Raw genomic sequence first — 16147 nt, 5'->3', positions numbered from 1 at the left:
AATGCTCCTTTGCAATGTTTTTTAGGCAATTATAATCGCTTTTTTCTTTTGAAAAGCTTTGTTAAAATAAAATATGTTACAATCATTTCTATGAAAAATGAACAAAAATTTAATACCACAAACGCCAAAAAAGTGGGACTTATCGCGAAAGATTATCCATTATTTAAGCAGGATTTAGCAAAGCTAGAAAAAATTTTAAAAAAGTATAACGCAGAAATTTTGCTTGAAAAAAGCTGTGCAAAGCAGGTAGAAAAAAATGGCTTTGAGCTGATAAAACTAGCCAAAGAGTGCGAATTTCTTATCACGCTTGGCGGTGATGGCACGATCATCTCAACTTGTAGAAAGCTAGCTCACATCTCGCCACTAATCCTTGGCATACACGCTGGCAGGCTCGGCTTTTTGACAGATATCACGATAAATGAGAGTGAGAAGTTTTTTAAAGACTTTTTTGATGATAAATTTGAGGTAGAAACGCCTTTTATGCTTGATGTTACGCTTCACAAAAATGATGGTAAAACTGAGAAAAAGATAGCATTTAACGACGCAGTCATCGTTAGTAAAAATGGCGGTTCGATGACGCATATCGAGGCACTTTTAAATGAAAAGTATTTTAACTCATATTTTGGAGACGGCGTCATAGTGGCGACACCTGCTGGCACAACGGCATATAATATGAGTGCAAATGGCCCTATCATCTATCCACTAAGCGAGGTCTTTGCGCTAACTCCCATCTGCTCGCACTCACTTACACAGCGTCCAGTCGTGCTTACGAAAAATCACACAGTCAAATTTAGAACAAATAGCGACGCCATTTTAGTCATAGACGGACAAGACCGCTTTGATATGAGTAAAATTTCAGCTGTTAGCATGAGTCTAAGTGACAAAAAAGCGAGGCTGATACGCCATATCGGCAGGGATTATTTTCAAATTTTAAAAGAGAAACTTCACTGGGGTTATAATGATTGATCGAATTTTGATTAAGGATTATCTAAATTTTAAAAATGTCGAGCTAAATTTCAAAGAGGGTCTTAGCGTATTTACGGGCGTTAGCGGTGCTGGTAAGTCGGTGCTGATGAGTGCCATAATGGCTGTTTTTGGGCTAAAAGATAGCGAAGCAAGGCTGATAGAAGCTGATGTGGAGCATAAATTTGAGCTTGATGAGTTTGGCATAGAAAACGAAGAGGTCAATATTTTTAAGCTTTTAAAAGATAAGAGCACGAGGTATTTTATAAACCAACAAGCCATCTCAAAGAAAAATTTAGCCCAAGTGGCGCGCGAGCACATCAAATATCTCTCGGCAAAAGAGGCAAATGAATTTGAAAATGAGAAATTTCTAAATTTGCTTGACAGGCTTGAAATTTCAAAAAATGAGAAATTTAAAGAGATAAAACAAGAATTTGAAGAGGCGTTTTTGGAATTTTCTAAAATTTCAAAAGAGCTAGCCACTATAAAAGAGGAAGAGAAAAAGGTCGAGGAGCTAAAGGAGCTTGCTAGCTTTGAGATCGAGAAGATAAGAAGTGTCGGGCCTAAAAAAGGCGAGTTTGAAGAGCTTATGGAGACTAAAAAGAGGCTTAGTAAAAAGGATAAGATAAATGAGGCGTGGGCTAGAGCTGAGCGGATATTTGAGCTAGAGCACAGCGTAAATGAGGCGTTAAGTATCAGTGACCTTGATAGTGGCTTTTTTGAAGATGCGATGAATGAGCTAAGGGTGGCAAGAGATAGCCTAAATATGGAGGAGCTTGACGATATCGACGTGGAGAGCGTGCTTGATAGGATAGAAGCTCTTAATGCTATCATCAGGCGCTATGGCAGCGAAGAAGAGGCGTTAGAAGCGCTTGATAAAAAAGAAAAAGAGCTTGCTAGATATGAAAATTTAAGCTTTGAAAAGAGCGAGCTTGAGAAGAAATTTGAAATTTTAAGCAAAAAGGCAAATGAGCTAGCCAGCACTTTAAGCAAAGCAAGGTGCGTAAATTTAAAAGAGCTTGAGGCGATGATAAATTTATACCTAAAAGAGCTTTATATGCCAGATATCACGCTAAGGATCGAGGGCAAAAAGCTTGATATTTTAGGCGCTGATGAAATTTGTCTAAATTTAAATGAGACCTCACTTAAAAATTTAAGCTCAGGCGAGCTAAACCGCTTAAGGCTGGCCTTCATAGCTGCCTCTAGCGAGATAACAAAAACGGGCGGTGATGTCATCATTTTAGACGAAATAGATGCAAATTTAAGTGGAAAAGAGGCGATGAGTATCGCAAATGTCTTGCTTAAGCTTGCAAATTTCTATCAAATTTTTGCTATTTCGCACCAGCCACAGCTTAGCTCAAAGGCAAATTCGCATTTTTTAGTAGAGCGTCACGGCGAGAGCTCAGTCGTAAGAGAGCTTGACAAAGAGGAGCGTGTAAATGAGCTTGCGCGTATGATAAGCGGTGAGCATATCAGCGAAGAGGCGATAAATTTCGCAAAAGGACTTTTAAAATAGCTTGAAATTTAAGTTTTAAATTTAAGCTTTGTGATTAGGTTTATTTGTTAAAATCCGAGCTAATTTAATAAAAAATCGCAGGAATAATATGGAAAGAATTCTAGTAGTTGATGATAATAAGGCACTTGCGAAGCTAATCGTCATGCAGATGGAAAAGAGCATTGAGGATATGGCGATCGACGTTGCTTATGATTTTGCCGAAGCCCAGATGCTAATTAGCGAGCACGGCAAAGATTATTTTATGACTATCTTGGATCTAAATTTACCTGACGCACCAAATGGCGAGATCGTTGATTATGTCCTTGCTCAAGGGCTCTGTGCTATCGTTTTAACTGGTAGTATCGATGATAAGACGAAAGAATTTTTTATAAACAAAGATATAGTTGATTACGTCTATAAGGGCAACATGGATGATATCAACTACATCTTTCAAATGATAAACAGACTAAGCAAAAATAGACAATACAAAGTTCTAGTCGTTGAGGATTCACTGCCTTTTAGAAATATGATAAAAAAAATCTTAACTAGCCTTCAGTTTAAGGTTTTAGCAGCAGCTCACGGGGAAGAGGCGATGAGCTATTTTGCTGATAATCCTGATATAAATTTAATCATAACTGACTATAGAATGCCTGTCAAAGATGGTTTAGAAGTCTTAAAAGAGGTGAGAAAAGAGAAAGATAAAAACCACCTTGGCGTGATCGTGATGACATCTCCTAGCGAAAAGACTGATGCTTCGATATTTTTAAAAAATGGAGCTAGCGACTTTATAGCAAAGCCATTTTCAAAAGAAGAGCTCATTTGCCGTGTAAATAACACCATTGAGGCGATGGAAAATATAAATAAGATAGCAAATTTTGCTAACCGCGACTTTTTGACTGGCGCTTACAATAGAAGATTCTTTTACCAAGATATAGAAGAGTATGTCCAAGCAGCTGAAGAGCTTGATGAGCCTTATGCATTTGCTATGCTTGATATAGATCACTTTAAAAAGATAAATGATACATACGGACATGATGGTGGCGACAAGATACTAAAATCACTCGCAAAGATACTAACTGACAACACAAAAGGAAGAGATGTGGTCGCTAGGTTTGGTGGCGAGGAGTTTTGTGTCGTTCTTAAAAAGATAGCAAAAGAAGAGGCGATTAAATTTTTTGTAAATTTAAGAGCAAAAGTGGCTGAAAATGAGGTAATCATAAAAGATAAGATCGTAAGAGTGACCGTCTCTATCGGCATATCTTTTGGAAAAGGTCACTGTGAGATAGATGATATGCTTGAAGCTTGCGACTCAGCGCTTTATGTCGCAAAAGAAAATGGTAGAAATAGGGTAGAAATAGCTTTATGATTATAGATACGCATTGTCATTTGGATAGCAAAGTTTATGATTTTGACCTAGAGCAAATTTTATCTGAAGCCAGAAATTTGGGGCTAAAAGGCTTTGTTATCCCTGGAGCTGATATTAATGATTTACCAAAAGCGGCTAAAATAGCGCACGAAAAAAATGATATTTTCTTTGCCGTTGGGGTTCATCCATATGATAAAGAGAATTTTAATGTTGAAACTTTAAGAGAATTTGCCAAAGACAAAAAGTGCGTGGCTATCGGCGAATGTGGGCTTGACTACTACCGCTTGCCAAAAGATGAAGAAGAAAAGCTAAGAGAAAAAGAAGATCAAAAACGTGTTTTTCTAGCTCAACTAGATTTGGCAGTTGAGTTAAAAAAACCCGTTATCCTCCACATCAGAGAGGCTAATGAGGACTCTTTTAACATCTTAAAAGAGTATGCGCCAAAGCTTGAAGCTGGAGCGGTTTTGCATTGTTATAATGCTTCGCCGCTTCTTTTGGAGCTTTGCAAATTTGGGAATTTTTACTTTGGCATAGGTGGCGTTTTGACATTTAAAAACGCTAAGAATTTAGTTGAAATTCTGCCAAAAATTCCTTTTGATAGGGTATTGATAGAGACTGACGCCCCTTATCTCACGCCAGAACCAAATCGTGGCAAGAGAAATGAGCCGGCGTTTACGACATTTGTTGCTAAAAAGATAGCTGAAATTTTAAACCTTGAAATTGAAGTAGTTTGTAAAACGACTTCAGATAATGCCAAAAGGTTATTTAAGTGCTTTGCCTAAATTTTGGGCATTGTGCTTGCTTAAGATGCTAGCATCATTAAGCTTTGACACGAAAAAGGATAGAAATGAAAGCAATGCTTAAGATATTTTTATTATTTGCATGTAGCACCTTGCTACTAGCAAACGCCCCTGAGAAGAGCTCTTATGACACTCAGGTTAAAATTTTAAAGGAGCTAGACATCGATGCTAGCTTTATGAAAACTTCTCACTATGCAAAGATGAGACAAGGCATACAAAACTCACAGGTAAGAACATTTACAGATGCCTTGAAAAATGGCTATATGTATATACCAATGATAAAAGAACAGATCAAAAAATCAGGCGTACCTGAGTCGTTTTTCTATCTAGCGATGATAGAGTCAGGCTTTTCTAATCATACTGTCTCAAATGCTAAAGCTACTGGTATGTGGCAGTTTATGGAGCAAACAGCAAAAATTCATGGTCTAAAAGTAGGACAATACACCGACGAGAGAAAAGATCCGGTCGAATCAACTGTCGCAGCTACAAACTATCTAAGATCACTTAAAAATCAATTTGGCAAATGGTACTTGGCAGCAATGGCATATAACTGCGGCGATGGTGCATTAAAAAAAGCTATACAAAAAGCTGGTACGGACGATCTTGTAACACTTCTTGATGCTGAGAAAAAATACCTTCCAGCTGAGACTAGAAATTTCATCATTAAAATTTTAAGAGCGGCATATATAGCAAAAGATGCGGACTTTTTGATATCTAAAGAGTCATCTTTGCTAAACATAAATGGCGGATTAAGACTTACGAAAGTAAAAGTGCCAGGCGGTACAAATTTAGCTCAGATAGGCGACAGCATCGGTCTTAGCACAAAAAAAATGAAAAGTAATAACCCGCATTTAAAATTTGTATTTACTCCTCCAACTTTAAAAGATTATTACGTTTATATCCCTGAAAATAAAAAGCAACTTTTCTCAGATAATTTCAAACCATTTAATGGCAAAAATAACTTCTACGCATACACTGTAAAAAAAGGCGAGACCTTGCTTTCTATCTCTAAAAAGACAGGTGTTAGCCACAGAGCGATCAAGGACTACAACGAGCTTAGCACAAACGCAGTAAGCTATAATCAAAAACTAATAATCCCTTTTTCTACTCAAAACAAATCTCACAACTACGTAGTTCAAACAGGCGATACGATCGCATCTTTATCAAAGAAATTTAATGTAAGTGAAAAAGATATAAAAGATGCAAATTCTTTGGCTAGTTCAAATTTAAATGTCGGAGCAAATATTGTCATACCGTAAGAGCCTAAATTTCTACTTAGGACTAAGTTTTACACTTCTAATCACTGGTTGTTCTTGGAGCGGGGCTCCATTTACTCCAAGTGGCCCAACTAATGTAAGAGGCAACAACTCCGCCTCAGTTCAAAAAGCAACAATGAGACCATACACGATAAATGGCAAAACATACTATCCGACCGTCGTAAGTGTCGGCGATAAAGCCAGCGGAACGGCAAGCTGGTATGGTCCAAATTTTCACGGCAAAACGACCTCAAATGGCGAAGTTTATAATATGTACAATATGACTGCGGCGCATAAGACTTTGCCGATGAATACAATACTTAAAGTAACAAATTTAAGAAATCAAAAAAGTGTTATCGTGCGTGTAAATGACAGAGGACCTTTTGTGGCTGACAGGGTGCTTGACCTTTCAAAAGCAGCTGCGATGAAGCTCGATGTCATCGGCACTGGTACAGCCCCAGTTAGTATGGAGGTTATCGGCTTTAATGAAGACATTAACGCTGTTACAACCGCTAGCGCGCAACCAACAAAACCAACAAGCACTGGCATAAAAGTGCCAAATCCAGTCTCTCCAACGGCCCCAGTTGGTGGCATCGTGATCTCATCAGAGCAACGCGTTGTGGGTGGAGATTTTATGGTACAAATTGGCTCGTTTAAAAACCTTGAAGGTGCAAACAGATACCAAAGAGAGCATAAAAGTATAGATGGCTATAGATCAGTCGTTAAGACATTTACGATAGATGGCTCAACCATTTATAGGGTATTTTTAAATGGCTTTAGAAGCGAGGACGAGGCTAGGGATTACGCAAGAAGCGGTAAATTCCAAGGCGCATTTATAGTAAGAGGCTAGGGCGTGAGAGAGGAAATTTTAGAACTAACTAGAAACACAAAAGAGACGCAAATCTCAATGAAACTCAAAATTTACGGCTCTGGGGTTGCAAAGATAAGCACAGGCATTGGCTTTTTTGACCATATGCTTGAAGCTTTTACCAAGCACTCTTTGCTCGATCTTGAAATTTCATGTAAGGGCGACACGCATGTGGATTTTCACCACAGCGTCGAGGATGTTGGCATAGTTTTGGGACAGCTTTTAAAAGAGGCTTTGTATCCATTAAGCGGTGTTGAGAGGTTTGGCGAGGCTAGCGTTGTTATGGATGAGGCGGCTGTTTTTTGCGCACTAGATCTTAGCAACAGAGCTTACCTCGTATATGAAAATTTTAATGAAAATGCCAAAGTTGGTGAGTTTGACACTGAGCTTGTGGAGGAGTTTTTTAGAGCAGTTGCTATAAATTCAGCCATCACTCTTCATCTAAATCAAATTCGTGGCAAAAACACTCATCACATCATCGAAGCAACATTTAAATCATTTGCTGTAGCACTCCGTAGAGCGCTTGCTAAAAACGCAAGGATCGGCACTCCAAGCACTAAGGGCGTTTTATGATAGAAATTATATTTTTAGACGTTGATGGGTGCCTCACTGATGGCAAGATCATCTACAATGCAAATGGCGAAGAGCTTAAATTTTTTGATGTAAAAGATGGCTACGCGATAGAGAGCTGGCTAAAGCTTGGCAAGAAAGTGGCTATCATCACTGGCAGAAAGTCGGCTATCGTTGAACGAAGGGCTGAGGATCTAAAGATAAATCACGTCTATCAAGGCGTTGGCGATAAATTTGAAGTAGCAAGCGAGATATTAAAATTTGAAGGGCTTAGCTTTAAAAACGCAGCAGCTATCGGTGATGACTATAATGACTATAAAATTTTAGACGCAGTTGCATGGAGCTTTAAGCCAAAAGATGCCATTAAAGAGCTTGATGTAAAGACAAAGCTAAAGCACAAAGGCGGCAATGGCGCTGTTAGAGAGATGATCGAGATGATCATAAGATCAGAAAATTTATATGACGAGTGGTCTAAGCGTTGGTTGTAAAAATTTTCTACTTCGTCGTGGCCATTTTTAGTGCTGTGATGATATTTTTAGCGGCTCAAGACCCGTACCTAGCAAACGTGCTAAAGGTTGATACAAAGATATCAAATATGCAGGTAAATGACGTGGTTGATTATGAGATAAACTCAACTAAGATAAGCGGAGTTTATGAGAGTGATGAGCTAAACAGATATAGCGACAGGGATGAATTTTTAGACTTTAAAGCGAGAATTTTAAGGGGAAATTTAAGACATTTTCTAAGCTCAGACAAGGCTATCTCGCAAAATGATGAGATAATCTTTCAAAAAAATGCAAACTATGAAAATAATGATAGTTTGAAATTTAAAAGCGATGAAGTTATATACAACACAAAGACAAAAATAGTAAGATCAGAAGCAAATTTCACCATCACTAGAAATGGCGACAAAGCATTAGGTGATAGTGGTAGCTACGATCTTGGTAAAAAACAAACGCAGATAAAAGGGTTAAGGGCATGGGTAGAAGAAAAGCAGCGATTTTAGCGATGATTTTGGGCTTTACATTTTTAAATGCAGAGCAGGTTGAGATCACATCAAATGATTTTTTCGCAGATGAAAATAAGCAGATCAGCGAGTTTGTAGGCAATGTAAATATCAAAAAAGGCTCATACGATGAGCTAAAGGCAAACAAAGTCGTTGTGCATTTTGATAAAAAGCGCCAGCCAGTAAAATATGTAGCCACAGGCAACGCTAGAGCTAAAATTTTCATGAAAGATAAGCACTATGAGGGTAAGGGCGACACGCTCACATACGAGCCAGCAAAGCAGACATACACAGTAACTGGCAACGGCTACTTGCACGAGGTAGAGACTGATAAAAATGTCTATGGTGAAAAGATCGTTGTCAATCAAAAAGATGGCACATATAGCGTAAATAGCGACGAGAAAAAGCCGGTTAAATTTATCTTTCAGATCGAGGATAAAACCAAGTGATAAGAGCCTTGAGCGCTAAATTTATCACTTCAAGCCCAAGCATAAAGGAGGCTCCAAGCTTTGTGACAAGCGAGGTGGTCTTTTTGGGTAGGTCAAATGTTGGTAAAAGCAGCCTCATAAACGCACTTGTAAATCAAAAAAATTTAGCCAAAAGCTCATCAACTCCTGGCAAAACGCAGCTTATAAATTTCTTTGAGGCTGAGTTTTGTGAGGAAAAAGAAGAGAGTGAAAAAGAGAAATTTAAACTCATCTTGGTTGATCTACCAGGTTTTGGCTACGCAAAAGTTGCAAAGTCAAAACACGACGAGTGGCGTAAAAATTTAGATGAGTTTTTGAAATTTAGAAGCGACATCAGACTTTTTATACATCTAATCGACGCTAGACATTTTGACTTAGACATCGACGTAAACGTGGATTCTTACCTAAAAAGCTTTTTAAGAGCTGATCAGAAAATCTTAAATTTATACACAAAAAGCGACAAGCTAAATCAAAGCCAAAAGAGTGCGATAATGAAATTTGACCCAAGTGGTATTTTGGTCTCGACACTCAGCAAAAGCGGCATCGACAAGGCACGGGAAGCTATCATAAACCACGCTCTTGGTAGGTAAAATGCAAACCATAAGCAGCTTAGACATTAAAATTTTCAAAGGCTTTTGGTGGGCTATTTTTTTGCTCTCTTACGAGATCGCAACTACGCAGTTTGGCTTCTTGCCGCCACTTATTGGCATTTTTTTTACATATATGATTTTAGAGTATTCAAGAAAGCAAAAGCAGTATGATGAGTTTAAGCCTTCGTGGTATTTTTCACTCGTTTTCTTGGTCTTTGCTGAGCAAATTCATGGCTTTTATCTCTTTTCAACTATCATTGCATTTTTGCTATTTTACAACTTCGTGCTAGACTGGCTATATACGACGATGAAGTGGCGAAACTGCCTGCTTGTAATCTTTGTCGCCTCTGGCTATGTGCTAACCTTTCTTGTAAATAACCTTTTTGCCTACGTCTTAAACGAACCAAATTTGACTTTTAGCGCAGAGTATCTATTTTTCATAGCGCTTGAAAGTGTGCTTGCTATCGTGCTTTTTAGGGACAAAGTGCTATGAGGATGCGTATCGTTTTTGGCGTGATTGCTCTTTTTTGGATCATGCTTTTGGGGCGGATTTACCACCTAAGTGTCAATTCAAACACCTACTACAACGAGATCGCTGAGCAAAATGCGATAAAAACTATCTACATCCCACCAGTTAGAGGTATCATCTTTGATGCGCACGACAAGCCTATGGCGGTCAATCGCCTAGGATTTTCTATCTATGTAAGGCCGCACCTTAGCGCAAACAAAAAGGTGAAAATTTTAGACGATGAGCTAGCCTATATCGGCTCGCTATTTGGCGATCTAAACGTCACCAAACTTAAAAATGAATACATAAAAAACGACTCAGCTTACAACCAAGACTTCATAAACGTGGTCGAATTTGTTGATTATGATAAATTTTTGCCATTTTTTGCGCCACTTTCTCTGCGTGAAAATTTAGAGATAAGACCCGCTTCAAAGCGCCACTATCCATACAACGACCTAGCTTCTCACATCATCGGCTACGTCGGTAGGGCAAATCAAAAAGATATGGAAAACGACCCTTTGACAAAGCTTACAAACTATATCGGTAGAAGCGGCGTAGAGCGCTTTTATAACCCTATCTTGCAAGGAATTCAAGGCTTTAAAAAGATCAAGGTAAATGCGCTAAATGAAGAGATCGAGCAGGTGAGCTATCAAGCGCCACAAAGTCAAAACATAAAGCTCGCCGTCGATCTTGAGCTTCAGCAGTTTGTCGCTGACGTCTTTGGTAAGGATGCAGGAAGCGTCATAGTTATGAGCCTAAAAGATGGCGCTATAATCGCAGCAGGAAGCTTTCCTGAATATGATCTAAATCCTTTTGTGCTTGGAATTTCTCAGGCTGAGTGGGAAGAGCTTGTAAAAAATGTCGATCACCCATTTACAAATAAGCTAATAAACGGCCTCTACCCGCCAGGATCTGTCGTAAAAATGGGTATGGCTCTTGCCTTTTTAGACAATGGTATGAGCAAATATGATAGCTTTTTTTGTAGTGGCTCGTATGAGCTTGGAGGGCGTAAATTTCGCTGCTGGAACTCGCATGGTCATGGCACGGTTAATATGAACACAGCCATTAGAGAGAGCTGCGATGACTATTTTTACAAGGGTAGTCAAAAGATAGGTATAGATGCCATTGTGCCGATACTTGAGCGTATGGGTTTTGGTAGAAAAACAGAGGTTGATTTGCCAAACGAGTTTGTGGGGACGCTGCCAAGCAGGGAGTGGAAGATGAGGAAGTATGGCAAGGCGTGGTTTCAAGGCGAGACGCTCATCACCTCTATCGGACAGGGAAATTTTCTAGTCACGCCTATGCAGGTGGCTAAATACACAGCAGGCCTTGCAACTGGGCTAAATGTGACGCCACATTTTTTAAAGAGCATAGATGGCAAGGATGTTGATTTTACGCCAACAGATGATGCTTTTACGCCGTTTGAGAAGTCACAGCTACCTGCCATTAGACATGCGATGTATGAGGTGGCAAATCACCCAAGAGGCACGGCAAATAGGCACTTTGTGGGAAGTCTTGTAAAGGTTGCTGCAAAGACTGGAACAGCTCAGGTCGTTGGCATCTCACAAACCGAAAAGAAGCGTATGAAAGAGGAGGATATGGCGTATCTGCAAAGATCTCACGCGTGGATGACGACCTATGCGCCTTTTGAGGATCCACAGTACGTCATCACGATGGTTGTCGAACACGGCGGCCACGGTGGTAGCGCTGCTGGACCAAAAATCTCTCAAATTTATAACAAGCTAGTTGAAATGGGATATATAAAACTTGATAAAGTCCAGACTGAGAAAGAGAAGAAATAGAATTTTTTGAGTATATAGAGGCAAGCCCTAGGATTTTGAAGCTTATATGTAAATAGGAGGAAGTTTTTGAGTATATTCTTTTTTAAATTTTGATTTTCAAGCTACAAGCAGAATGTAATTCAAGTTTTTTATCCTTTTTTAACAAAAAATATAAAGTTTGCAAATTTTAAATTTTCATTCTCTCGCAAGAATTGACTACTGATTTTAGGTCTCGCATAGCCTGCCACTAAAATCAGAGCTAAAATTACTCGTTCATGAAAATTTAAAATTTGCTAGACTTTTTAGCCGCATGTGGCACGATAGTGCTATCGCATGCACTTTGAACGTGCGGGGGATTTAGGGGATTTAAAGGGGGATAAGGGGACGGCTTCGTAATTCAAGTCCCCTTGTCTCCCTTTTGGATAAAAGAGTTTATAAATTTAAAGTTGAGATTTCAAAAATAGAAATTTGCTATTTTACAAATTTTAAAATTACATTCACTCGCAAGAATTGACTATTAAAATTTGGCTTCGCTTGCCGCTTAGCTCAAATTTTAGAGCCGAAATTGCTCGTTCCTGAAATTTTAAAATTTGTTAGAAATTTTCGCGTTATATTGTTTAATTTATTAATTACTTCTATGTGCCATATGGCGTTTTTTTGGATTTTAGGATCGTCAAAATTTATAAATTTTCCTAGCCCCAAGTGAGACAAAATGGGGCTAGAGTAGGGATTATTTTTTAGCTACAAGAGCGTTTTTTAGCACATCATCGATCGTATCTACGGCGATGATCTTCATGTCGCCTTTTACTTCAGCTGGGATATCGACAAGGTCGCGGTCATAGTTTTTGCGAGGTATCAGAGCTGTTTTGATGCCAGCTTTGTGAGCGGCGATGAGCTTCTCTTTTAGCCCACCGATAGGTAAAACTCTGCCAGTTAGCGTGATCTCGCCAGTCATTGCGATGTCGTGCTTGACCTTTGTGTCAGTCAGTATCGACGCAATCGCTGTCGCCATCGTGATACCAGCGCTTGGGCCATCTTTTGGCACAGCACCTTCTGGCACGTGCAAGTGAAGGTCGTAGCGTCTATAAACATCGCTGGCTTCTAGCTTGTGCTTGTCATCATCTAGTTTTGGCACGATAGCCATCGGCACTTTTAGCTTTTTGTTATCTATCAGCACTTTTACGACGCTAAATGCGATCTGAGCGCTCTCTTTCATCACGTCGCCTAGTTGGCCGGTGATCTGCATGTTGCCTTTGCCTTGGATCCTGATAGCCTCGATCCTTAGCACATCGCCACCGACACTCGTCCACGCGAGACCATTTACCAAGCCGATCTGATCTTTTTTATCCGCTGGCTCGATCTCATAAACCTTTTTCTCTAAAAACTCTTTTAAATTTTTAGCCGTGACGCTGATCTTGCCTTCATTCTTTTTGGTGAGGATATTTTTGGCGACTTTTCTTAGTATATCAGCGATCCTGCGGCGTAGATTTCGCACGCCACTCTCTCTTGTGTAGTCGCTAATTATTAGCTCAAGCGCCTCTTTACTGATGCTCACATCGCTTGGTTTTAGGCCGTGCTTTTTAAGCTCTTGAGGTAAGAGATATTTTTTAGCGATCTCAAATTTTTCTTGTGGAGTGTATGAGCTAAGCTCGATAAACTCCATCCTGTCGCGGAGTGCAGCTGGTATCATGCTCACGTCATTTGCTGTGGCGATGAAGATGATCTTGCTAAGATCGATGTTGAAATTTAAGTAGTAGTCTCTAAATTTATTATTTTGCTCTGGGTCTAAAATTTCAAGTAAAACAGCGGTCGGATCGCCTCTGTAGCTTCTGCCAACCTTGTCGATCTCGTCTAAAACAACCACTGGATTCATCTGCTTGGCTTCTATGAGCCCTTGCACGATGCGGCCTGGCATTGCACCTATATAGGTGCGGCGGTGACCTCTTAGCTCATTTACGTCCTCAAGTCCGCCAAGTGCGATCCTAACTAGCTCACGCTTTAGCGCCTTTGCGATCGAGTTTGCAAGGCTTGTTTTACCCACACCTGGAGGGCCTGCAAAGCATAAAATGGCGCCGTTATTTACCTTTTCGCCAACACCCCTAAGCTCCAAAAGCTCGCGCAAGGCAAAATACTCCTCTATGCGCTCTTTTGGCTTTTCTAAGCTGTAATGGTCGGCATTTAGGTGCTTGCTCACTTCAGTGATAGAGGACTTTTTCTTAGCTACATTCTCAAATGGAATTTCAAGTACCCAGTCGAGGTAGCTTTGCAAGGTGTTTGCATCTGCTGAGTCTGGGTGCATGCGGGAGAGCTTGTCTATTTGTTTTTTGATCTCTTTATAGGCATCCTCAGCCATAAATTTCTTCTTCGCATCAAGCTTTTTGCGGTACTCCTCAAGCTCCTCTTCACGGCTCGTGTCTGCTCCAAGCTCAGCTTGAATTTGCTTTAGCTGCTCTTTTAAAAAGTACTCTTTGTTCGTCTTGTCGATCTTTGAATGAACCTTGTTTTTGATCTCTTTTTGGAGCTTGTTTGCCTCGATCTCTTCAATGACGTAGTCGATGAGCTTTAGTAGGCGCTGCTCTAAATTTTCTTCAACAAAAAAGCTATAAGCAATCTGTTTTTTTAGACGAAGCGCGCTTGAAACTAGGTCGCAAACTCTGATCGCTTCAGCGCTCTCTTCGATCGTTTTTAAAAGATCAGGTGGAAAAAAGTGGCTAAACTGCGAAAGCTCTCTTACTTTTTCTCTTAAAACTACGATGAGAGCGTCAGTTTTGACCTGTGATGGGCGCTTGACGTGGAGCATATCGACGATGCCACGGAGTGGATTTATGCCTGATTGTTTTAAAATTTTACCTTTGTCGATGCCCTGAAATAGCACTTTTACGCGTCCGTCAGGTAGCGGCACACGGCGCATTATCGTGCCGATCACGCCTGCGTCATAGATGCCGTCAAAGTCTCTAGCGCCGTCTTGCTGTGGCTTTGTAGGCACGACAAGGATCGGCGTTTCTCCTTGTATGGCAAGCTCAAGCGCTTTTAAATTTTCTTCGTCGCTTAAAAAAAGCGGCGTTATCATAAATGGATATAAAAATAGCTCGTCCTCAACGATGATAGGGATCTCAGTTGGGAAGCTTTTGTTTTCGTTTATTTGCAAAATTTCTCCTATTCAAACAGTTTTCTATACCATGCCACGTCAGGTTTGATAAGGTCTGAGTTTTTAAACGGCGACTCTTCTAGCTTTTGCTCGTAAATTTTAGCCGAAACGTCACGGCCAGTTCTCTTGTAAAGATCTGCTATTTGCATATCTAGGAAGTAAAGCGCTAGTTTAAATTTGATGAGCATAGTCTCGATAAGTGGCTTATACTCGGTATTTGGATACATATAAAGAAATTTCTCGATCTCGGTTACGCTATCTTCCATTAGCTTTTGGTTGCGGTTTGGCTGGGTAAATGAGTCAAAATTTGCCTTTATCTTTAGATACTGAGCAAATTCTGTTTTTGGGCCGTTATCGCCGTATCTTTTGATGTACTCATCAAGATAGTGATTTGCCATGAGATACTCTTCGTCATTTGCATGAGCTTGTGCAAGGATGAGTAAAATTTGCTCTAAAAGCGGGCTTGCAACGTGCTCGCTCGCCATTGAAACGTAGTGTTTGTCAGCAGACTCCAAGTCGCCATCTTTGATGTCAGCGATGACCTGAGCGTACCACTCATCTGGAGTTAGATTGTAAAGTTCGGTGTATTTTTCAGCACAACCACTAAAAAGCCCTAAAAGAGCTACGACTGCTAGAAATTTAGAAAATTTTTTCATGCTTTTCCTTAAAAATTTTAAATTCGCTTATTTTACATTTTTTGGCATTATTTTTGTATAAATTTTTTAAAACTATGCTAAAATAAGGCAATTTTACAAAACAGGAGTTAGTATGATTTTTAGTGTTAAAAGCCCTATTTTAGGCTTCGAGCATATCAAGACGATGGAACTGATTGAGCTTGATAAATTTTTTGTTAAGCTAGCGAGCAAAGATGACGAAACATCTTTTACAATGATAAATCCTTTTGCGTTAAGAAGTTATGAATTTGACATCCCAAGCTACTATGAAGAGCTTATGGATATCAAAGAGAGTTCGCAACTTAGAATTTACAACATCATAGTAGTTGCCCTCCCTCTTGAGAAATCAACCGTGAATTTCGTAGCTCCTATCGTTTGCAATATGGACAATATGACTTTATCTCAAGTAGTGCTTGACGTTACAAAATATCCACAATACGGACAAGCTGAAATGATAGAAAATTTCATACAAAAATAACAAACAAGGACGTTTAGAGCTCTTAGCTCTAATTACATTAAGGAGATTGTAATTTGAAAATTCTTTTTTTTATTCTTTTATCTTTTATCTATGTTTTTGGTGATGCAGTGTATCCAGCAGGTCACCAATTTATCAAAGAAACCAACAGCTCATGTGCTAACAATACTTGTCCAAGTG

The 16147-nt window shown here is 39.5% G+C and carries 16 protein-coding genes; 14 read left to right on the top strand and 2 right to left on the bottom strand.

The window, feature by feature from the left end; translation table 11 throughout:
• Positions 1-90 precede the first annotated feature (90 nt).
• The 13 genes from CVT07_RS06410 to mrdA all read left to right on the top strand — a co-directional run bounded on the left by CVT07_RS06410 (position 91) and on the right by mrdA (position 11691).
• Positions 91-966: an NAD(+) kinase gene (locus CVT07_RS06410; protein WP_107935732.1), complete on the top strand. Its 876-nt coding sequence runs from the start codon at positions 91-93 to the stop codon at positions 964-966.
• Complete coding sequence (locus tag CVT07_RS06405; protein ID WP_196375711.1) at positions 959-2479, top strand: AAA family ATPase; 1521 nt, start codon at positions 959-961, stop codon at positions 2477-2479. The genes CVT07_RS06410 and CVT07_RS06405 overlap by 8 nt, the downstream gene beginning before the upstream one ends.
• An 88-nt stretch (positions 2480-2567) precedes the next feature.
• On the top strand, positions 2568-3824 hold the full coding sequence (locus tag CVT07_RS06400) for a diguanylate cyclase (protein ID WP_103568011.1): 1257 nt from the start codon (positions 2568-2570) through the stop codon (positions 3822-3824).
• Entirely contained in the window at positions 3821-4606 is a 786-nt protein-coding gene (locus tag CVT07_RS06395) for a TatD family hydrolase (protein ID WP_107935734.1), read from the top strand. The genes CVT07_RS06400 and CVT07_RS06395 overlap by 4 nt, the downstream gene beginning before the upstream one ends.
• A gap of 65 nt (positions 4607-4671) precedes the next feature.
• Positions 4672-5883 (top strand): lytic transglycosylase domain-containing protein, encoded by a 1212-nt coding sequence (locus tag CVT07_RS06390; RefSeq protein ID WP_012140081.1) that lies wholly within the window; start codon positions 4672-4674, stop codon positions 5881-5883.
• Complete coding sequence (locus CVT07_RS06385) at positions 5870-6730, top strand: septal ring lytic transglycosylase RlpA family protein (RefSeq protein WP_009294185.1); 861 nt, start codon at positions 5870-5872, stop codon at positions 6728-6730. Before CVT07_RS06390 ends, CVT07_RS06385 begins: the two co-directional genes overlap by 14 nt.
• A gap of 15 nt (positions 6731-6745) precedes the next feature.
• Positions 6746-7321, top strand: a complete 576-nt coding sequence (gene hisB / locus CVT07_RS06380; RefSeq protein ID WP_035142991.1) for an imidazoleglycerol-phosphate dehydratase HisB — start codon at positions 6746-6748, stop codon at positions 7319-7321.
• Entirely contained in the window at positions 7318-7806 is a 489-nt protein-coding gene (locus tag CVT07_RS06375; protein ID WP_107935736.1) for a KdsC family phosphatase, read from the top strand. The genes hisB and CVT07_RS06375 overlap by 4 nt, the downstream gene beginning before the upstream one ends.
• Positions 7797-8324: an LPS export ABC transporter periplasmic protein LptC gene (gene lptC / locus CVT07_RS06370; protein WP_021086384.1), complete on the top strand. Its 528-nt coding sequence runs from the start codon at positions 7797-7799 to the stop codon at positions 8322-8324. Before CVT07_RS06375 ends, lptC begins: the two co-directional genes overlap by 10 nt.
• Positions 8297-8773 carry a lipopolysaccharide transport periplasmic protein LptA gene (gene lptA / locus CVT07_RS06365; RefSeq protein WP_103571386.1) on the top strand — a complete coding sequence of 159 codons (477 nt, stop codon included), beginning with the start codon at positions 8297-8299 and terminating at the stop codon, positions 8771-8773. Before lptC ends, lptA begins: the two co-directional genes overlap by 28 nt.
• A complete protein-coding gene (gene yihA / locus CVT07_RS06360; RefSeq protein ID WP_004317590.1) occupies positions 8770-9381 on the top strand; it encodes a ribosome biogenesis GTP-binding protein YihA/YsxC in 612 nt (203 codons plus the stop codon). Before lptA ends, yihA begins: the two co-directional genes overlap by 4 nt.
• Before the next feature lies 1 nt (position 9382).
• On the top strand, positions 9383-9874 hold the full coding sequence (locus CVT07_RS06355) for a hypothetical protein (RefSeq protein ID WP_103621256.1): 492 nt from the start codon (positions 9383-9385) through the stop codon (positions 9872-9874).
• Positions 9871-11691: a penicillin-binding protein 2 gene (mrdA, locus tag CVT07_RS06350; protein ID WP_107935738.1), complete on the top strand. Its 1821-nt coding sequence runs from the start codon at positions 9871-9873 to the stop codon at positions 11689-11691. Before CVT07_RS06355 ends, mrdA begins: the two co-directional genes overlap by 4 nt.
• Positions 11692-12400: 709 nt before the next feature.
• Here mrdA and lon read toward each other — a convergent pair.
• The gene (lon, locus tag CVT07_RS06345; protein WP_107935740.1) at positions 12401-14818 is read right to left on the bottom strand and encodes an endopeptidase La; all 2418 of its coding nucleotides are present in this window, start codon (positions 14816-14818) and stop codon (positions 12401-12403) included.
• An 8-nt stretch (positions 14819-14826) separates the two neighbouring features.
• Entirely contained in the window at positions 14827-15474 is a 648-nt protein-coding gene (locus CVT07_RS06340; protein WP_021084369.1) for an outer membrane protein assembly factor BamD, read from the bottom strand.
• A 112-nt stretch (positions 15475-15586) separates the two neighbouring features.
• On the opposite strand from CVT07_RS06340, the gene fliW reads away from it, so the two are divergent.
• The gene (gene fliW / locus CVT07_RS06335) at positions 15587-15970 is read left to right on the top strand and encodes a flagellar assembly protein FliW (RefSeq protein ID WP_012140104.1); all 384 of its coding nucleotides are present in this window, start codon (positions 15587-15589) and stop codon (positions 15968-15970) included.
• Positions 15971-16147: the final 177 nt, after the last annotated feature.

Origin of the sequence: Campylobacter concisus (assembly GCF_003048875.2) — a bacterium.
In the GTDB taxonomy this organism is placed as follows: Bacteria; Campylobacterota; Campylobacteria; order Campylobacterales; family Campylobacteraceae; genus Campylobacter_A; species Campylobacter_A concisus_AU.
Note: the sequence above shows the minus strand (reverse complement) of the source record. Positions and strands in the feature narration are given on the sequence as shown.